This is a genomic window from Bradyrhizobium sp. AS23.2, assembly GCF_001908185.1.
Lineage (GTDB): Bacteria > Pseudomonadota > Alphaproteobacteria > Rhizobiales > Xanthobacteraceae > Bradyrhizobium.
Genome location: NZ_LGHM01000026.1, coordinates 44,779 through 63,379, shown reverse-complemented (window position 1 = coordinate 63,379; position 18,601 = coordinate 44,779). Strand labels below are relative to the sequence as shown.

At 63.0% G+C, this 18,601-nt stretch carries 20 protein-coding genes, 1 tRNA gene and 2 pseudogenes; 15 read left to right on the top strand and 8 right to left on the bottom strand.

What is annotated here, in order from left to right; translation table 11 throughout:
- Positions 1-99 precede the first annotated feature (99 nt).
- The 5 genes and pseudogenes from AC630_RS05580 to AC630_RS05560 all read left to right on the top strand — a co-directional run bounded on the left by AC630_RS05580 (position 100) and on the right by AC630_RS05560 (position 6,222).
- Positions 100-978, top strand: coding sequence for an SDR family oxidoreductase (locus tag AC630_RS05580; protein ID WP_074117522.1), 879 nt, complete (start codon positions 100-102; stop codon positions 976-978).
- 153 nt (positions 979-1,131) lie between these two features.
- A complete protein-coding gene (locus AC630_RS05575) occupies positions 1,132-2,085 on the top strand; it encodes a dihydrodipicolinate synthase family protein (RefSeq protein ID WP_074117521.1) in 954 nt (317 codons plus the stop codon).
- A gap of 4 nt (positions 2,086-2,089) precedes the next feature.
- Entirely contained in the window at positions 2,090-2,884 is a 795-nt protein-coding gene (locus AC630_RS05570) for an NUDIX hydrolase (RefSeq protein WP_074117520.1), read from the top strand.
- Positions 2,885-2,930: 46 nt separating this feature from the next.
- Positions 2,931-3,413: pseudogene (locus AC630_RS05565) on the top strand (EamA family transporter); the annotation flags it as partial.
- A 121-nt stretch (positions 3,414-3,534) separates the two neighbouring features.
- A complete protein-coding gene (locus AC630_RS05560) occupies positions 3,535-6,222 on the top strand; it encodes a PAS domain S-box protein (protein WP_074117519.1) in 2,688 nt (895 codons plus the stop codon).
- A gap of 103 nt (positions 6,223-6,325) precedes the next feature.
- Here AC630_RS05560 and AC630_RS05555 read toward each other — a convergent pair whose 3' ends face one another.
- Positions 6,326-6,679, bottom strand: a complete 354-nt coding sequence (locus tag AC630_RS05555) for a GrlR family regulatory protein (protein WP_074117518.1) — start codon at positions 6,677-6,679, stop codon at positions 6,326-6,328.
- A 255-nt stretch (positions 6,680-6,934) separates the two neighbouring features.
- On the opposite strand from AC630_RS05555, the gene AC630_RS05550 reads away from it, so the two are divergent.
- A complete protein-coding gene (locus AC630_RS05550) occupies positions 6,935-7,423 on the top strand; it encodes a hypothetical protein (RefSeq protein WP_074117517.1) in 489 nt (162 codons plus the stop codon).
- A 47-nt stretch (positions 7,424-7,470) separates the two neighbouring features.
- Here the strand turns inward: AC630_RS05550 and AC630_RS05545 are convergent, their stop codons facing one another.
- On the bottom strand, positions 7,471-7,857 hold the full coding sequence (locus tag AC630_RS05545) for a VOC family protein (RefSeq protein ID WP_074117516.1): 387 nt from the start codon (positions 7,855-7,857) through the stop codon (positions 7,471-7,473).
- 180 nt (positions 7,858-8,037) lie between these two features.
- Between AC630_RS05545 and AC630_RS05540 the strand changes: the two genes are divergently transcribed.
- From AC630_RS05540 to AC630_RS05530, 3 genes are all read left to right on the top strand, one after another.
- Positions 8,038-8,610 carry a hypothetical protein gene (locus AC630_RS05540; RefSeq protein WP_074117550.1) on the top strand — a complete coding sequence of 191 codons (573 nt, stop codon included), beginning with the start codon at positions 8,038-8,040 and terminating at the stop codon, positions 8,608-8,610.
- Positions 8,611-8,777: 167 nt separating this feature from the next.
- A complete protein-coding gene (locus AC630_RS05535; protein WP_074117515.1) occupies positions 8,778-9,260 on the top strand; it encodes a hypothetical protein in 483 nt (160 codons plus the stop codon).
- Between the two features lie 153 nt (positions 9,261-9,413).
- Positions 9,414-9,490, top strand: a tRNA-Arg gene (locus tag AC630_RS05530).
- Positions 9,491-9,504: 14 nt separating this feature from the next.
- Here the strand turns inward: AC630_RS05530 and AC630_RS05525 are convergent.
- Complete coding sequence (locus tag AC630_RS05525) at positions 9,505-10,101, bottom strand: TetR/AcrR family transcriptional regulator (RefSeq protein WP_074117514.1); 597 nt, start codon at positions 10,099-10,101, stop codon at positions 9,505-9,507.
- A gap of 94 nt (positions 10,102-10,195) precedes the next feature.
- Between AC630_RS05525 and AC630_RS05520 the strand changes: the two genes are divergently transcribed.
- Together AC630_RS05520 and AC630_RS05515 are read left to right on the top strand one after the other, a co-directional pair.
- A complete protein-coding gene (locus AC630_RS05520; protein WP_167561135.1) occupies positions 10,196-11,239 on the top strand; it encodes an SDR family oxidoreductase in 1,044 nt (347 codons plus the stop codon).
- A 27-nt stretch (positions 11,240-11,266) separates the two neighbouring features.
- Positions 11,267-11,671 (top strand): nuclear transport factor 2 family protein, encoded by a 405-nt coding sequence (locus tag AC630_RS05515; RefSeq protein WP_074117512.1) that lies wholly within the window; start codon positions 11,267-11,269, stop codon positions 11,669-11,671.
- A 186-nt stretch (positions 11,672-11,857) separates the two neighbouring features.
- Here AC630_RS05515 and AC630_RS46160 read toward each other — a convergent pair.
- Together AC630_RS46160 and AC630_RS05505 are read right to left on the bottom strand one after the other, a co-directional pair.
- A pseudogene (locus tag AC630_RS46160) lies at positions 11,858-12,803 on the bottom strand (AraC family transcriptional regulator); the annotation flags it as partial.
- A gap of 459 nt (positions 12,804-13,262) precedes the next feature.
- Entirely contained in the window at positions 13,263-13,544 is a 282-nt protein-coding gene (locus tag AC630_RS05505) for a hypothetical protein (RefSeq protein WP_074117511.1), read from the bottom strand.
- Between the two features lie 310 nt (positions 13,545-13,854).
- Between AC630_RS05505 and AC630_RS05500 the strand changes: the two genes are divergently transcribed.
- Positions 13,855-14,316 (top strand): host attachment protein, encoded by a 462-nt coding sequence (locus AC630_RS05500; RefSeq protein ID WP_074117510.1) that lies wholly within the window; start codon positions 13,855-13,857, stop codon positions 14,314-14,316.
- 30 nt (positions 14,317-14,346) lie between these two features.
- Here the strand turns inward: AC630_RS05500 and AC630_RS05495 are convergent, their stop codons facing one another.
- Positions 14,347-14,610 carry a hypothetical protein gene (locus AC630_RS05495; protein ID WP_074117509.1) on the bottom strand — a complete coding sequence of 88 codons (264 nt, stop codon included), beginning with the start codon at positions 14,608-14,610 and terminating at the stop codon, positions 14,347-14,349.
- 302 nt (positions 14,611-14,912) lie between these two features.
- Here AC630_RS05495 and AC630_RS05490 point away from each other — a divergent pair, with 302 nt between their 5' ends.
- The 3 genes from AC630_RS05490 to AC630_RS05480 all read left to right on the top strand — a co-directional run bounded on the left by AC630_RS05490 (position 14,913) and on the right by AC630_RS05480 (position 17,177).
- Positions 14,913-15,359: a hypothetical protein gene (locus AC630_RS05490; RefSeq protein WP_074117508.1), complete on the top strand. Its 447-nt coding sequence runs from the start codon at positions 14,913-14,915 to the stop codon at positions 15,357-15,359.
- 104 nt (positions 15,360-15,463) lie between these two features.
- Complete coding sequence (locus AC630_RS05485) at positions 15,464-16,336, top strand: DMT family transporter (protein ID WP_074117507.1); 873 nt, start codon at positions 15,464-15,466, stop codon at positions 16,334-16,336.
- Between the two features lie 97 nt (positions 16,337-16,433).
- A complete protein-coding gene (locus AC630_RS05480; protein WP_074117506.1) occupies positions 16,434-17,177 on the top strand; it encodes a hypothetical protein in 744 nt (247 codons plus the stop codon).
- Positions 17,178-17,235: 58 nt separating this feature from the next.
- On the opposite strand, the gene AC630_RS05475 is transcribed toward AC630_RS05480, so the two are convergent.
- Together AC630_RS05475 and AC630_RS05470 are read right to left on the bottom strand one after the other, a co-directional pair.
- Positions 17,236-17,508 (bottom strand): histone, encoded by a 273-nt coding sequence (locus AC630_RS05475; protein WP_074117505.1) that lies wholly within the window; start codon positions 17,506-17,508, stop codon positions 17,236-17,238.
- 341 nt (positions 17,509-17,849) lie between these two features.
- Positions 17,850-18,509 (bottom strand): peroxiredoxin, encoded by a 660-nt coding sequence (locus AC630_RS05470; protein ID WP_074117504.1) that lies wholly within the window; start codon positions 18,507-18,509, stop codon positions 17,850-17,852.
- Positions 18,510-18,601 lie beyond the last annotated feature (92 nt).

Below are 18,601 nucleotides of genomic sequence, written 5' to 3'. Positions count from 1 at the left end.
GGCTCCCCCTCACCCTGAAATCAAGCTGCGCTTGATTTCAGGCCTCTCCCCGCACGCGGGGAGAGGCGAAGCAAGAAGCAAAAACAGGGAGAAGCCACCATGGGACTACTCGACGGCAAGGTTGCGCTGATCACCGGCGCGGGCGGGGGGCTCGGTGAGGCCTATGCGAAGCTGTTCGCACGGGAAGGGGCCTCGGTCGTCGTCAACGATCTCGGCGGCCCCCGTGACGGCTCCGGCGCAGACAAGTCGATGGCGCAACAAGTGGTGGACGCGATCAAGGCCGAGGGCGGCAAGGCGGTCGCCAACGGCGCTGATATCTCCACCATGGAGGGCGGCCAGTCGGTGTTCGACGACGCCATCAAGCATTTCGGCCGCGCCGACATCCTCGTCAACAACGCCGGCATTCTGCGCGACCAGACCTTCGCCAAGGCCTCCGAGTCCGACTGGGACAAGGTCATCAAGGTGCATCTGAAGGGTACCTTTTGTTGCACCATGCCGGTGTTCCGCTGGATGCGGGAAAACGGCGGCGGTGTCATCGTCAACACCTCCTCGACCTCCGGCCTGATCGGCAATTTCGGCCAGACCAATTACGGCGCGGCCAAGGGCGGCATCTGGGGCCTGTCCAACGTGCTGGCGATCGAGGGCCGCAAATACAACATCCGGATCTGGACCCTGGCCCCGGGTGCTCTGACCCGCATGACCGCAGACCTGCCCCGCTATAAGGAGAACCCCGGTGCGGCGCTGGGGCCGGACGGCATTGCGCCGGCCGTGCTATACATGGTCAGCGATTTGTCGGGCGATCAGACCGGCAAGGTGCTGGGCGTGTCCGGGCCCCGCGGCGTGCGCGAAATGCGGATGATGGAAATGGAAGGCTGGAAACCGCCACACACGGGCTGGAAGGCCCAGGACGTCGTTGAGCATGCCAAGGAGATCTTCTTCTCCGAGGAGCAGATCAAGATGGGGGCGCGGCGGTTTTAGCCACACTGTCATTCCGGGGCGCGACGAAGTCGCGAGCTATGATACGCAACTTGCGTATCTGAGAATCCATCACCACCAGCCGGGGTTATGGATTCCGGGCCTGGCCCTTCGGGCCATCCCGGAATGACGAATAGAGAGAGACAAGGAAAGACGATGAAACTCACCGCCGACGCCAAGGGCACCTTCGCAATCGCGCCGACGCCATTCCACGACGACGGCCGGATCGACGAGCGCTCGATCGACCGCCTGACCGATTTCTACGAGGAGGTCGGCTGCGACGGCGTCACGGTGCTCGGCATTCTCGGTGAGGCGCCGAAGCTCGATGCGGCCGAGGCCGAGCAGGTGGCGGTGCGCTTCGTCAAGCGCGCCAAGAAGATGCAGGTGATCGTCGGCGTCTCCGCCCCGGGCTTTGCGACCATGCGCTCGCTGGCAAAGGCCTCGATGGATGCGGGTGCGGCCGGCGTCATGATCGCGCCGCCGCCGTCGCTCCGCACCGACGACCAGATCGTCGGCTATTTCAAGCAGGCGGCCGAGGCGATCGGTCCGGACGTGCCATGGGTGCTCCAGGACTATCCGTTGACGCTGTCGGTGGTGTTTACGCCCGCCGTGATTCGCAAGATCGTCACGGACAATGCGAACTGCGTCATGCTCAAGCACGAGGACTGGCCGGGGCTTGAGAAGATCTCGACGCTGCGCAACTTCCAGAAGGACGGCTCGCTCCGCCCGCTCTCGATCCTCTGCGGCAATGGCGGCCTGTTCCTCGACTTCGAGATGGAGCGCGGCGCCGACGGCGCCATGACCGGCTATGCCTTCCCCGAGCTCTTGATCGACGTCGTGCGGCTGTCGAAGGAGGGCAAGCGCGACGCAGCGCATGACCTGTTCGACGCGCATCTGCCGCTGATCCGCTACGAGCAGCAGCCGGGCGCCGGCCTTGCCGTGCGCAAATATGTGCTGCAGAAGCGCGGCATCATCTCCTCCAGCGTCCAGCGCAAGCCGGGCGCGACCATCACGCCGGCGGCAAAGGCGGAGGTCGATTATCTCCTGTCGCGTGTCGCGCGTGTCGACAGACGCGCCAATCTTGGTCCGCAATCGAGCGCCGCAGGTTAGTCACATGTCCGAGATATCAGCATCACGTCCCGCCTCGACGATCCTCCTGCTCCGCGACGGCGCCAAGGAAATTGAAGTCTTCATGATGGTCCGCCACCATCAGATCGAGTTCAACTCGGGCGCGCTGGTGTTTCCCGGCGGCAGCGTCGACGCCGGCGACAAGGAGATTGTCGCCCGGTCCGACCTGTATTCGGGTGGCGAGGCCTTAAGCGAAGCGGACCGCGGTTTTCGTATCGCCGCGATCCGTGAGACCTTTGAAGAGAGCGGCATTCTGCTGGCGCGAGCGAAGGACTCGGGCACGCCAATCGATGCCAGGCGCGCCGGCGAGATCGCGGATGCGCATCGCGTCGCGCTCAACGAGCACAAGATCAGTTTTCTCAGCATCCTGGCCGACAACGGCCTTCAGCTTGCGCTCGATACGCTGCTGCCTTACGCGCACTGGATCACGCCTGAAGGTATGCCGAAGCGCTTCGATACCTGGTTCTTCCTCGCCGCCGCGCCGCCCGATCAGCTCGGCGCCCATGACGGAAGGGAGTCGACGGACTCGATCTGGGTATCGCCGCGCGAGGCGGTGGAGGGCGGTGAGAGCGGCCGCTTCAAGCTGCCGTTCCCGACCACGCGCAATCTGATCCGGCTCGCCAAGCAGGGCAGCGTGAGCGCGGCTCTGGACCATGCCCGCGGCATGTCGATCGTCACGGTGCTGCCTGTCATGACCAAGACCGAAAGGGGCCGCCAGCTCCGCATCCCCCGCGAAGCCGGCTATGACGGCGAGGTGTTCGAGGTCGGGGCGGCCGGCTAGGGCACTTCGACATCCAGCGAAGTATTGCTGACCGCGGACGCGCTAGGTCCCGTTCGATGCCTTCCGGGACATCGGCAGCGGCCTCGCTGCAGAGGCGGCGATCGTCGCCGCCAGTGTCTGCTACGCCTGCGCCGCGATCTTTGGCCGCACCTTCAAAGGCCTCGATCCGATGGCGCCCGCCGCCGGCTCGCTGCTGGCGGGGGCGGCGGTGCTTATCCCGGCCTCGCTGGTGGTCGAGCAGCCGTGGACGCTGTCGCCCTCGCTGAGTTCCGTGATGGCGCTGCTGGCGCTCGCCGTGTTCTCGACCGCGGCGGCCTTCGCGATCTACTTCCGCCTGATCCAGACCCTGGGCTCGGTCGGAACCACTGCGCAGGCCTATCTTCGCGTGCCGATCGGGGTCGCCATCAGCGTCGCCTTCCTCGGCGAGACCTTGAGCCGGACTGCCTGGATCGGCCTTGCCTGCGTGGTCCTCGGCGTCGCCGCGATGACGATCCAGGCCTGGAGGCCGGTCAGCGTCAGACCGTCATGATCGGGAGGAGAGAAGGGCGGCAGGCCCCCGATATTTAAGGATATTCGGGGTCCGAGGCATGTTCCCCCGGGGGCGCAATACGTCGTATATTGGACCGCCAGTAGCCCGGTCCAAAACACCAATGTCCGCCGAATTGACGCCGACCCCTGAGAAAAAGCGAACGTTTTCGCTCTCCATCGGTCAGCTCACGTTCGGCAGCTTCCTGTTGGTGCTGGCGGTGATTATCGTCACCTCGACCGCGAGCGTGATCGCGATCCGGCACATCGACACGACCTTCGCCGAGCTGCAGCGGCTCCAGAGCGTCGGCGACCTTGCCGAGGACATCGACCGCCGCATGAATGAGCTGCGCCTTGCGGCGCGCGACTTCGTCACCGATCCCGGCGCGGGCATCCAGTTCAAGCAGGTGGGGGAAGCGGCCTCGACGCTGAGCGACATCCTGAAGAAGACCCGCATCGAGCTCGCGCCCGAGCAGCAGGACATGATCGACGGGGTCACCGAGCGGCTTGCGACCTATCGCAGCGGCCTCGAGCGGATTTCGACCCTGATCGATCGCCGCGCCCTGCTGCTTGCCGGCCTACCGCCGCTGCGCGGCAAATTCGATGCGGCGGTCTCCGGCACTGCGGATCGCGAGCTGGCCTCGCGCCTGTCCGAGGCGCAGAGCCGCATCGCACTGGGGCTGCTCGCACGCAATCCGTCCGCGGCCGAACAGGCTGCGCAGAGCATGCGGACGATAGACATTGGGGATGCCAAGTTGAAGGCGGCCGTGAGCGACTATGCCGAGGCGATCATCGCGGTGGCGGTCCGGGAGCGGCAGATCGCCGACATCGATCGCGATGTGCTGGGGACCGAGGGGCGGCTGATCGGGCGCGTCACCGAATTGCTGCGCGAGGTTAGTGCGCGTCGCGGCCACGTGCTGTCGCGCGACTTCGCCCGCACGCTGACGGAAGCGCGGTGGCAGAGCATCGTGTTCGGCACCATCTGCGTGCTGATCGGCATTCTCGCGGCGGGCTTCGTGGTGCGGCGGACCGTCCGGCCGCTTGCGAAGATCGCAAGGTCGATCCGTGCTCTGGCCGCCGGCGAGAAGCAGACCTCGATCCCGTCCGCCGATCTCGACAACGAGATCGGCGACATCGCGCGCGCGGCCGAAGTGTTCCGCCGCGCGCTGGAGGAGGCCGACACGGCGCGCGAGGCGGCGGTGCGCGCGCTCACCGAGCAGCGCCTCGCCGAGGAGAGCTATCGAAAACTGTTCGAGGGCTCGGTCGACGGCATCTATGTCACGACACCGGCCGGCGATCTCCTCAACGCCAATCCGGCGTTGGCGCGGATGATGGGCTATGACAGCCCGAAGCACCTTATCGACAGCGTCAACGACATCGCCCACACGATCTATGTCCATCCCGAAGCGCGTGACGAATATCAGCGGCTGATGGCGCGTGACGGCATGGTGCGCGAGTTCGAGTACCAGGTGCGCCAGCGCAGCGGCAACATCCTGTGGCTCTCCGACAGTGCCACAGGCGTGCGGGACGAGGCGGGCGGCATCGTCCGCTACGAGGGCACGCTGCGCGACATCACCGATCAGAAGCGGGCGGAAGACGCGATCGCCGAAGGCCGGCGCCTGCTCCAGCAGGTCATCGACACCGTGCCCGCAGTCATCAACGTCAAGAACCGCGACCTGCGCTACGTGCTGATGAACCGTTACATGGCCGGCATCTTCGGCATCGAGCCTGGCGATGCCATCGGCCGCACCACCGCCGACCTGATGTCGCGCTATGGCGCGGCCAAGACCGACGAGAACGACAAGAGTGTGCTCAGGCTCCGCAAGGGGCTGGGCTTCTACGAGGAGGAGTACAAGGACGTCTCCGGCAACATGCGGCATTGGCTCGTCAACAAGCTGCCGCTGCTCGATGCCGAGGGCGAGATCGAGCGGATCGTCACCGTGGCGCTCGACATCGGCGAGCGCAAGCGCGGCGAGCAGGAAATGCGCAAGGCCAAGGAATCCGCCGAGACCGCGCTGCGCAATCTGCGCGAGACGCAGGCCTCGCTGATCGAGGCGGAGAAGCTTGCCGCGCTCGGGCGGCTCGTTGCCGGCGTCGCACATGAGGTCAACAATCCTGTCGGCATCAGCCTCACGGTCGCTTCCGCGCTGGAGCGCAAGACCGCGACCTTCACGTCCCAGGTCGAGCGCGGCGAGCTGCGCCGCTCCACGCTCAACGATTTCCTCAAGACCAGCCGCGACGCGTCCTCACAGCTCGTCTCCAATCTCAATCGTGCCGCCGAGCTGATCCAATCGTTCAAGCAGGTCGCGGCCGATCGCAACTATTCGGACCAGCGCATCTTCGATCTCGGCGACCTTACCGAGCAGGTGGTGATGAGTCTGCGGCCGGGCCTGCGCAAGCACAATCTGACGCTCAACGTCGACTGCCAGCCGAGCCTGACCATGAACAGCTATCCCGGCCCGTACGGACAGGTGCTGACCAATCTGTTTCTCAACGCGGTGGCGCATGCCTTTCCGGACGGGCGTCCAGGGATCATCGACATCCAGGTGCACGAGTCCGGCAAGGACAATGTCGAGATCATCTTCTCCGACAATGGCTGTGGCATGTCGCTCGACGTCCGCCGCCGCGCCTTCGATCCGTTCTTCACGACGCGGCGCGACCAGGGCGGCACTGGTCTCGGCCTGCACATCGTCTACAGCATCGTCACCAATCGCCTCGGCGGGCGGCTCGATCTCGATTCCGAGCAGGGCGAGGGGACGCGCATCCAGATCATCCTGCCGCGCGTTGCTCCACTTGAGCAGGCGGCGGAGTGACGTGGAGCCATTTCCGTTCCGATGGAATCAGAACGGGGCTCGAGATTCTTATTTTGACGCGTTTTCTTTACGCGAACCGGTATCCACTTCGCTCGAAAACGCTCTAGTCTGCCTCTGCGAGCTTGTACAGGGTGGCGCCGAAAATCAGGCTGGCCTTGCCGACGAGCGCAGTCCCAGTCATCTCCGCGCGCGTATCGGTGAAGGTGCCGTTGACGCCGACGCCGACCGGCGCGGGGCCGCCGAACAGCGGATTGTCATCGCCACGAGGCGAGGTGTGCCGTTGCACCAGGACCTCGCCCTTGAAGGTGTTGTTGTCCCTCACCGTGTAGCTGCCGATGTAATAGAGATAGGCATCGCCGCCAAGAATCTTGCCGTCGCGGAAAAGGACCACACCGCTGCCCTTGCCGACTCGACCATCGAGCAGGGTTACGTGAATTGAATAGAGGCCGTTCTTCATAACGTCCCGTCAGCCAGCCGCCATTGCCCAAGGCGGACCGGTCCAGCTTTTATGCCAAAGCGCATTCGCGCGCGCAACGCGGCAGTTGCCGATGGTCGTGGCCGGCCGCTGCGACGCGAGCCGTAGTTGTCGCGACTTGTGTGTGTGACACTTTCATGACGTCTCATCATGCGGCGAGGCCCGTCGATCCGAAGTTGGCCCGCGAAATGCATAATCATTGTTGCACTGGCCGCGGAGTGCTGGAGCAAGACGAACGTGACCAACTGGATCGATTCCGGCGGCGATAAGCCGCGTTTGTGCAGTGTGCGTCCCACGAATTGCAAAAGCGCGCACTGGAGGACTGGTAGCACGATACGCTGGCGAAGCGTGGCAAGCCTCACTTGCGTTTTAGCCTTGATTGCGTTCGCTGGGCACGCGCGCGATCACGGTCAGTTCGTCAACACCAATGCCGAATTGAAGGCCTGGTTCGACGGTCTGCGCAGCGGGAAGGGGCCGTGCTGCTCCGATGCCGATGGTTCCGCGCTCTCGGACACCGATTGGGAGAGCAAGGACGGGCACTATCGTGTCCGCGTTCCGCGCCTCGGTTATGTAGTCGACGGCCAGCAGCAGGACTTCGTCTGGGTCGACGTGCCCGAGGAAGCCGTGATCTCGGAGCCCAACCGCGTCGGACGTACCATGGTGTGGCCGATCTACGGCTACACCGGCGTCACCATCCGCTGCTTTATGCCTGGTAGCATGACTTAGCCGGGCGACAGCACGCCCGGCTTCTCGTCGACGCCCTAAACGGTGCGTCAGGTGTATTTCTTGTCGCGCTCGAGGAGCTCGATAGAGATGCCCTCAGGGCCGCGAATGAAGCAGATGCGGACGCCGGGCCGGATCGTCGTCGGCTCGCGCGTGAACGTAACTCCCTTAGCCTTGATCTCGGCGGCAACGGCGTCGATGTCCTTCACCGCGAGGCCAAAATGGTCGAGACCCTGATGGGGGTGCGGCGGCGGCGGGTTGACGGCGCTGTCGCCTTCGAGCGGCGCAATGAAAATCCTGGCTCCGCCGAGATTGACGTCGATCCGTCCAGGCGCGCGCACGATCTCGCCACCGAGGATGTCTCGCAGCCAGGCCGCGGTAGCCTCCGGATCGGGGCTGCGCAGATGGACGTGATCCCAAGTGACGACGACTGGCATTTGATTTCCTCCCGACGGGGTCTTCGACTTTGCGGCGGATGCTAGCGGCGCTAGCCGGTGATCGCCACCGTCCTTGCCGATTCGCGCGAGCGCGGGAACCTTAGTTCGCCTGCCGGATTAAGGTAAGCAGTGGCCGAGTCCGTCGTCGAACGGGCTTCGGCCGCTATCGGTGATGCAACCATGAACGCCAGGCTCGATCGGATCGGATTGGGACGCTTCGCCGGGATCGGCGAGAGACTGGCGCGGGCAGTGACAATCGCGAGCGTCTCATTTGGCCGCAGCCTGTTGTGGCTGCTGGCGGCCATCATAGTCGGCTGCGGTGCCTGGATGCTGCTGCCCCTCTCCAAAGGCAACAGCGCCCAACCGGTGAAGTCGGAACTGGCATCCGTCGAGACGGCTCCTTCGGGCGATGCGGCAGCCGCGGTCTCGCCGGCTTCCGAACCTCAGGCTCCGGCAATGGCTGAACTCGATCGCCTCAGGATTTCCTCGCAGACCTGGCGGCGCGGCGGCCTTGGCTCGAAGGCGCTGGTGACGTTCACGCTGAGAAATGACAATGACTATGCCGTAAAGGATGTCGAGATCGTCTGCGCGTTTGCGCGGCGCGACGGCAGTCATCTCACCGACCGCAGCCGCGTGCTGGCGGACCTGGTCAGCATGAAGAGCCGCAAGACCTTTGCGCGGATCCCTGTTGGTTTCGTCAACGTGAATGCCGATCAGGCGAAGTGTTCGCTGATCGCAGCACGGCGTGCGTAGAGGTCGAGGGCGCCACCCCCTGATAGCGGAAAAGTTACCCTCCCTGGCGCTTGGTCAAAAAACTTGGCGTCACCATTTGAACCGAAGGGCTGGGGTAGGAACCAATTAGAGGATCGCCGGTTAAGGCGAGGAACCCACGCGGGGATGCGGGGGGCGGAGCGCGGTCGATGCCCATCTTTCGGTATTTCATGTTCGTCGGTGGAGCCTTGCTCGCACTGTTGTTTGTGGTGGATTACGTTCTGCCGTCAGAGCCGGCCACACAGGCCATCGCCACTGCAAGCAACGACCAGCCGCCGATCCGCATCCGGTCTGATCGCCACTTGCCCGACCGCGTCGTGCTCGACACCAGCCAGCCGACGATTGCAACGCCGCTGGTAACCGCCGCAGTCGTTGCGCCGCAGCCGCCGGTGCAGGAAAGCATGTCTCCGGCCTTGGCTGACATGTCCGCCAAGGCGCGGGTGCGCGAGACGTTCGCCCAGTTCACGCCGGCGTCGCCGAAGCCCGAGGCGGCTGCAGCGAAGAAGACCCCGGTTCAGCCAAAGCGCAGGGTCGCCAGGGCGCATCCGACGCCGCAGTACGGGCCGCAGTTCGGCCGCCCCATGATGGTGGCACAGCAGCCCCATTTCGGCCTCTTCAACATGACCTGGTGACAGCGCCTTCGACCCGCCTCGAAACGAGGCGGGGAGGGCTTTTTATTGGCCAGCCTCTCTGCTAATTCGAGCATATCCGAACGACGCGCCCCGGCGATGGCTTGTCCAGCACCGTCAGGTGGCGTTCGGTGACGGCCCGGCATTCGGGTCAGGGCGCTCGTAGCTCAGCTGGATAGAGCATCGGATTTCGATTCCGAGGGCCGGAGGTTCGAATCCTTCCGAGCGCGCCAGTCTTTTCAAAAGGCTAAATGGCAGTTCTGGGAGTGGCTGTGGCCGCTCGCAGGATGCGCATGAACAGCCGCGTTCCATCCTCCAGCGCTGCACCGGCGCCTCGCATATGTTTCAGACCATCCATTGCGGCGACAATCATGTCAGCCAGATCCTTCGGCTGAGCGCCGACGCGCGACAGATCGATCTCTCCATTCTGCTCCGCTTTCGATAGGTGCGACGCCAACAGCTCCAACAACTGGGTGCGGGTGTCGAGGGTGATGTCTTGGGCCAACGCCATATTGGTGGTGAACAGCTCCTCAGCTTCGGCACTGCCACCAAACGGGGCAATCAGACTGCGCTGAAAGGTCGTCATCGCGGCTTCGATGCGAGCGACCACGTCACACTTTTCCGATAGCGCAAGACTGACCGCGTCCATGGCCCTGGCATGCGCGCGTGCGGAGCCTGCCCGAAACAATTCTTCCTTGTTGCTGAAGGCCAAATAGAGGGACGCCCGCGAGATGCCGGCAGCCTTGGCAATGTCCGCCATCGACGTTTTCCGAAAGCCGTAGCGGACGAAGACGGGCAAGGCCGCATCCAGAATTCCGGCAATTCTCTGATCGTTTTGGGTCATTTGGACACGTTGACACTATCGATCCAGCCTGTCAAAAGACGAATAGACAAAATATGTCATATTGTCCAAACGAAGCCGCGGGAGCGCGATGGTGATGACTGAGCGGAAGAGTACGACCGTCCTGGTGACGGGCATCGGCGGTTTTGTGGCGGGGCATATTGCGCAGCAGTTGCTTGACCAGGGCTATGCGATACGCGGGACGGTGCGGCGCATGGATTCCGCTTCGCGGATCGCGGCGAGGGTTTGCCGGCAGGCGCCCGCCGATGAAGCGCGGATTGAATTCGTAAAAGCCGATCTTTGCCAGGACGCGGGGTGGGCTCAGGCGGCTGCGGGATGCGACTACGTGATCCATACGGCATCGCCCTTTCCGGCCGGCTTGCCAGACCACGAGGATGATCTTGTCGTGCCTGCACGGGACGGCGCTTTGCGTGTGCTTCGTGCGGCGCGCGACGCACGGGTCAAGCGGGTCGTGATGACGTCCTCCATCGCCGCAACCAATCATGGCAGCGGAACGGCGCCTTTTACGGAAACGGATTGGACGGACCCGGATGGCCCGCGTGCGACGCCATACTACAAGGCAAAGACGCTGGCTGAACGAGCGGCGTGGGACTTCGCCAGCAGCTGTGCGCTCGACCTGGCGGTGATAAATCCCGGCATGATCTTCGGCCCGTTGTCGGGTGCGAATTTCGGCACATCGATCGGGCTCCTCCTGCAACTGATGAATGGAAAGTTCACGCGCCTGCCGCGCTTTGGCTTTCCTGTGGTCGATGTCCGGGATGTGGCGGACGCCCATATCAAGGCAATGACCCACCCGGCCGCGTCCGGTCAGCGATTTCTTGTGGCTGGCAAGTTTCTTTGGCTGAAGGACGTCAGCGATATCCTGGCCAGGGCTTTCCCTGACTATGCATCACGGCTGCCGACCGGGGAGATACCGGACTGGCTGGTTCGCGTCATGGCCCTCATCAGCCCGATGTCGCGCATGATCGTCCATGAACTCGGCCGTGATCTGAGCGTCGATTCTTCCAAGGCGCGCCGCCTGCTGGCGTGGCGATCGCGCGATGAGGCGGAATGCATCTGCGCCGGCGTCCAAAGCCTGATCAATCTGAAACTGATCGAACCAATGGGCAAAGGCTCGTAATGACGTCGGCTGTTATGGAGATCAAAAATGAGCATTGAAATTGCACGTGTGTCAAAGGAAGGAAGTGAAGCAGATCGCCTTCGGCAGATTGAACGAAGCAGGCTTCGTGCTTTGTTGGACGCCGATATCGAGACCGCGCGGCACCTGCACGCCTCTGACTTTCAGCTGATAACGCCAATAGGAATGCCGCTTTCAAAAGATGAGTATCTGGGCGCTATCGCGGCTGGACACATCAACTATCTGCAATGGGAGCCTGAGGAGATCGCCGTTCGGTTGCAAGGAGAATCCGCCGTCATCCGGTATCGCGCGCGACTCGAAGTGGTCTTCGGCGAACATAAAGTGCCGCTGACTACCTACTGGCACACAGATACATATGAATGCAGAGACAAACGCTGGATGGTTGTCTGGTCGCAGGCGACTGCCGTTCAATAGGGAGGGGCGATCCGTTCCCTACGTCACCGGACCAATGCAGCACCGGGCTCGCGGCCGACGCAATCCGCGAGCCCCGTCTATTTGCCTTGCTTACTCGCCCCGGATATTCAGCCCGTTGGGACCGACATTGATCTGGAGGCCGTCGGGCTGCTTTTTCGCCTGGTAGAGATTGTAGCCGAGCACGGTTTGCCGGGCCCGCGCCAGCGTGTCTGAGGGCGCCTCGTGGAACGTCGCGCGGTAGGCGGCGGCAAACTCGCCCAGGTGATGAAAGCCCTGGGCGCGTGCACACGTGGCGATCGTCGCGCCGCCCCCCCTTGAGCAGCCGCGCGCGGGTGGCCCAGAGCCGCTTCAGGCGGATGTATTGATGCAGGCTCATGCCGCGCACCTTGGTCACTGCGCCGCCGAGTGTCCGGATCGAGACGCCGAGTTCATCGGCGAGATTTGCCGTATAGATCGGAGCGGTTGGATAGGCGGCGATATAATCGTCGATCTGCTGTACGAGCCTGACGGATCGCGCGCTTGCACTCGGGGCGCTGTGATCCGACAGCGGGCTAATTCGAAACAGATCGTCGAACGCGAGCAGCAGGCCCTCCTGGAGATGCGCGGCGACCTCCGTGGTTTCGAACATATGCGGCTCGACCGACGCGATCCGCAGGATGTCAAGGAAAAGCTGTCGCGCGTAGAGATGAGTGGCGGGGTCCGCGATGCGTACCCATAACGTATCGGCGCGATCGAACCAGCCGCGATCCCTGATCGTGGGTGAGAACATGATCAGCGCGTGATGGTTGGTCTGGGGCTCGACGAAATGGCAATGATGATTGCCGCGCAAGGCTATGAAAAAGCGCGAGTCGAGATCCATCCCGCTCGAGCTGGCCCGCAGATCGTCGGTCATCGGCGGGATCACCATGCCGCCCGGCGCGCGATAGACGGTATCGAGGATGCGCGCAAATGACCTTGCGACGATGATTCGGCACGCCGGCAGGTTCACGACCGCGCGGGCCGCTGCGAAGTTGGCGACGTCGAGGGGGATGCTCCGCGCGTCTTCCATCGACTCGGCTGGCCGAAAAGCGTCGACATCGGCAAATCGGATCAGCTGGAGGGCGGAGGATGGGGCGAGCGCGTCGAAGAACATGCGTCTGGCCGGATTTTGCAATGTGATAATTATGATAATGAAATGAACGCCGGGACATCGCCATCAATGACGAAACATGACGCTTCAGTAAACTGGTTTGGCCGCAATATTGCGGACGTCATGCCATGACGCCGGATAGATCGGTGTCGCCGTTAACGGTCTCGGTTCATCGGTTGGCCGGTGGCGAGGTCGATAAAGTGGAGGCGCGTGCAGGCGGGGCAGGCGAAGGACTCGAAGCTCCGCCCCTCGAGCCTTGGCTGCTTCTCGAGGTGCGTCTGCACATTCATGCCCGTCTGAGGGCATCGGAAAACGATGAAATCCGCCATCAGCGTAGAATGACTACTCGGCGAATTTCATCCTTGATCTAGATCAGTTTTGGAATCGCTCCAGGCGAGCTGCTCGCGCGTGGGCAATCCATGATCTCGCAAAAGCGAAGGGGCCCGAAGGCCCCTTCAGAGATCACCAGCGGCGATAGCCGTAGTAGCGGGGCCCATAGTGGCGGGGGCCATAATAGCGCGGTCCATAGTACCTGGGGCCGTAATACGGCGCCGGCGCGTAATACCCATAATAGTTCGGACGCCGGAAACAGCGCCCCCAGGCATCGCAGACCATGTGGGCCTGCTCGACGTCGGAGACCTGCGGTGTCGCAGGAGCTGGCGCGATAGGCATGGCGGACGCCGCCGGCGATGCCGCGATGGCACCGAACAAGGATGCGGCGACGACGCCAATCTTAAGCTTCATGATGATGTCTTCCTCTTCTTACGCGATACAGGTTTATCGAAGATGTTCTGATCAAATTGTGGCGCAGCCGAAATGTAATGCTGATGAACAAACCTTCAGCCAGTCCGCCGCAGGCCCAACCTCAGCTGCGCTAGACTATCCTGGGTCGAACTCTTGACCGATGCAGTGCTTGCGTAGTTGCCTCGCAGGACATCGCCGCCATTCTTGATCCTGCGCAATTCGCCGGCACCGCTTCACCCGTAGTCTTGCCGTTGTGGGCAGTTCTTCGAGGAATTCGAAGAGCAGGCTCACAGGTGTTTGGAGCTGTGCAATGGACAAGATGAGAATCGACAAGGGTGACTGGCTGGTCGTGTGCGACGGTCGCAAGGCGCTCATTCTGGAGAACCTCGGCGACGAGATGTTTCCGAACCTTCACACTAGGGAGGTGCATGAGCAGCCCAATCCCTCGACCAGCGCGCAGGGGACCGATGCGCCGGGCCGGCTGCATGCCGCAGTCGGCGGCGCGCGTAGCTCGGTCGAGCAGACCGATTGGCACGATGAGGCCGAACGCGCCTTCCTGCGGAGCTTGGCCGGCCGGCTCGATGCCGCCGTCAGCTCGGGCGAGACCTCGGCCCTGACCATGGTGGCCTCGCCACGCGCGCTCGGCATGATCCGCGCCGACTATTCGGACGTCGTGCGCAAGGCACTTCAAGGCGAGGTCGGCAAGGACCTCGTCAAGCTGCCGGTCTACGAAATCGAGAAGCAGTTGCTGCTGTCGGGCGCCCCTAGGTAGGGACGCCCGCGGAGGACGCGCCAGCGCCCCTCAGAAGCAGGGGTGCCGGCGGCCGTCCTGCCCGATATAGGCGGCCGAGCCTCGGTAGCAGTGGTTGGTCGACGGGCCATCGTAATAGGCGAAGGTGCCGGGGGTGATGCCGGGGCCGTAATTGTGCAGATAGCTGATCGGGTAGGGCAGCGCGTCGGCGTAATGGCGGTGGTACCGGTGATGTCCCCGCGCCTCCGCAAGGCTGGGGGCTAGGATTGCGGCCGACAGGGCAGCAACCGCGGCTACAAGCTTCAACTTGCTCATCTCGATTCTCCGGAGCCCGCGCAAATAAGTCAGCCATTTATAGCATTTCGGCCGACCGGGGCACCCGTCCGGCGCCCGGAAATCGGGGCTGATCCCGCAGATTTCCGGGTGGGTGTGACAGAATTGCCGGAAGCGCCGTCCAGGCCTGCCCATTTTTGGCCTTTTCGGGATGCTTAACGAATTCCCCACACAAGTATGACCAAAGAGAGTTCGGTTAAGAATCCTGTCGCCGGCCCCTGCACGTTTCCTTTGGGGGTCCTTCGAGGCCGGTCCATCCTGAAGGCTTTTGCCGTCACGTCACCATGCGCATCACGCTCCTGAGCCTGCTGTTGCTCTTCGTCGCCGCCGCCACGCCGGCGCGGGCCCAATTGCACATCACCCGCGACCACGGCGGCTATGTCGAGGAGTACAAGGCCAAGTACAAGCGCGTCCGCGACAAGCGCGAGCGGGTCATCATCGACGGTATCTGCAACTCGGCCTGTACGCTCGTCCTCGGCATCGTGCCGATGAACAAGATCTGCGTGACGCCGCGCGCCAGCCTCGGATTCCACCAGGCCTATTACGACAAGGCCTTCACCTTCGGCATCAAAGTCACCAGCGCTGAGGGGACGTCCGACCTGATGTCCTACTACCCCGACACGGTGAAGGACTGGATCCGCCGCAATGGCGGGCTCACCACCGACATGAAGAAGATCAAGAACGGTGTCGAGCTCTGGAAGATCATCGACCCCTGTCCGGAAGAATGGTGAGCGGCTGAGCTGAGCCACCGCTTCCGCCATCTGTCGCGGCGCAACATCGCTCGGGTGGAGATTCGCATTGCCGCATGGGCCCCGGTGGGGCAAGGAAGGCGGCAATGAATCATAATCAAGAAGCTCTGACCGCCCGGGCGGCGCCGGTCCTGTTCGTGGTGCTCTGGAGCACCGGATTCATCGGCACCAAATACGTCATCAACAACGCCGATCCCTTGACCTATCTCGCCATCCGCATGGCGGTGGTGGTCGGCCTGATGGCGATCATCGCGGCGATTGCGCGGCCGAAATGGCCGGACCGTATCGGCATCGCGCATAGCGCGGTTGCCGGCATCCTCGTCCATGGCTTCTATCTCGGCGGCACCGCCATCGCGATCGCGCATTCGATCCCGGCCGGGCTCTCGGCGCTCATTCCTGGCCTGCAGCCGATCCTAACCTCGACCATCGCCAACCGCTGGCTCGGCGAGCGGGTGACGCCGGTGCAATGGGCTGGCCTCGTGCTCGGCCTCGGCGGCGTTGCGCTGATCCTGCACGACCGCCCTATGACCGGCGAGGCCGGGCTCGGCTGGCTTGCCTCGGTGGTCTCGCTGATCAGCATCACGCTCGGCACGCTCTATCAGCGCCGCTACTGCAATCACATCGACTGGCGCGCCGGCAATCTCGTGCAATACGTGTCCGTCACGATCTTCTTCACGGTCGGCGCCTTCCTTTTCGAGGACCGCGTGGTGCACTGGACGCGGGAGTTCGTGCTCGCGCTCGGCTGGCTTGCCGTGGCGCTCTCGATCGGATCGATCGGGCTGTTGTACTGGCTGATCCGCCACGCCGCGGCGACGTCGGTCGCGAGCCTGTTCTACCTGGTGCCTGCCGTCACGGCGCTGATGGCCTATTTGCTGTTTGGGGAAAAACTCGACGCGCTCGCGATCGCCGGCATGGCGATGTGCGCGGCGGCGGTGTTCGTGGTCAATCGCCGCTTCTAGGCAAACAGGGCGCGGCGCCGGAATACATCCCTGACGTGTGGGGGCGCGTCGTGCTAGGCTTGCCGCATTTCAGTCTCCCTTTCACACGGTGATTTCCATGAAGAAGGCGCGGCGTGCACTGCTCGGCAGGTCCATGAATCCAGTCCGGATTGCCTGCATCAACTACGCCGAGGAGACGATCAGCGGCCACACCATGAGCAAGCTCACCGCGGCACTCCAGAAATGCTACGATCAACATTTCCTGCCGGTATGGGGCTATCCGGTCGACCTCTATGTCACACGGAAGGCAAAGCCGACCGACTGGCAACTGGTCTATTTCGACGATGCCTCGCACAAGAACATGCTCGGGCGCCACGAGCTGACGCATCGCGGTCAGCCGATCTCGAAGATCTTCGTCAAGGCGCTGGGCGACGAGCCGGTCAGCGTGGCGGCTTCGCACGAGCTGTTCGAGATGGTGCTCGACCCCATGGCCAATCTCTGGGCCGACAAGAACCGGAACACCCAATATGCCTACGAGGTCTGCGACGCCGTGGAGGAGGACTCCTTCGTCGTCAGCGGCTTTCCGATGTCGAATTTCGTCTATCCGTCCTGGTTCGAGCCGTTCAATCATCCCCGCGGCACCAAATTCGACCACAAGGGAACGCTGAGGGAGCCGTTCTCCATGACCGAGGGCGGCTACGTCATCAAGAAGGTCAACGGCAGGAGAGTGATCAAGCAGTTCGGCTCAGCCGAAAAGCGGCGGCGCTTCGCGAAGGAGGACCGGCGCGGCCATCGCAGCGAATTTCGCGATCCGCAAGGCGAGCATCACCCTGGCCGGCGCGCAGCCAAACGGCGAGGGTAGGGCATCGCGAGGGCCGTCTCCGGGCCGCCGTACCCGGAGACCTGCTCTGGTGCTGCGATCAGCGCTTGGCCTTCTTTTTAGTCTTGGCGGCTTTCTTTGCGGATTTCTTGGCCGCTTTCTTCGACGACTTCTTTGCAGCCTTCTTCGAAGCTTTCTTTGAGGCCTTCTTGGCCTTCTTCCTGGAAGCCTTCTTCGGCGCTACTTTCTTGGCGACCTTCTTGGCGGCTTTCCTGACCTTCTTGACGGCGGTGACTGCCGCCTCCTTGGTCGCTTCCACGGCGGTGGTGGCCGTCTCCATCGCCTGTTCAATGATCGGCTTTTCGTCGTCCATATCGTCCCCCACGGTTAGTATGGAGCGATGACGATAGCGAGTTTCAAAGTTGTGTCAAAGCAACGCTCAACCTTTGCGGATCTTTGCGTGGGCGGCCAATGCGCGCTCGCGTCCCTTGGCGTGATCGACGATCGGCTGGAATGGGCTTGGCATGACCGGAGATGTGTCTCGTCGAGCGGGTTCTCAATATGCGGGACACACAAGCAGAGCTTCATCCGCCGCGATCATGGCGGTCGGCTCGACCGAATCCCAATGCGCAATCGCGCATTGGGCAATTTCGCGATTCCGGGTTCGCTCGCCCCGGGATGAATTTTGCGGTTGCTATCCGCAACCGCAAAAAGTCACTTCGGCTGCGGGACGATGCGGATGTAGGGCTTCGGTTCCTTCCAGCCCTGCGGATAGATCGTCTTGGCCTCGTCATTGGAGACCGAGCCGGCGATGATGACGTCGTCGCCCTGCTTCCAGTCGGAAGGCGTCGCGACGCGATGCTTGGCGGTGAGCTGGAGCGAGTCGATGACGCGCAGGATCTCCTGGAAGTTCCGGCCGGTGGTCATCGGATAGACCAGCACCAGCTTGATCTTCTTGTCCGGTCCGATGATGAAGACGTTGCGGACGGTCTGGTTGTCGGCCGGCGTGCGGGTGAGGGGATCGCCCGAGGTCGAGGCTGGCAGCATCTCGTAAAGCTTCGAGACGTTGAAGTCGGTGTCGCCGATCATCGGGTAGTTCGGAGCGGCGCCCTGCGTCTCCTTGATGTCCTCCGACCATTTGGCATGGCGGTCGACCGGGTCGACCGAGAGGCCCATCAGCTTGACGCCGCGCTGGTCGAATTCCGGCTTCAGCTTGGCGAGCGCGCCGAGCTCGGTCGTACAAACCGGCGTGAAGTCCTTCGGGTGCGAGAACAGGAGCGCCCAGCTATTGCCGATCCAGTCGTGGAACTTGATCTTTCCTTCGGTGGTCTCGGCTTCGAAGTCAGGGGCGGTGGCGCCGATCGGGAGTGTCATGATACTACCTCATCTCGTTGAATTTACTTGAGAATCCATCTCTGGCCGTCACCGCTATTATAGGGTCTCGGCGACGCCAAGGGAACCAGTTC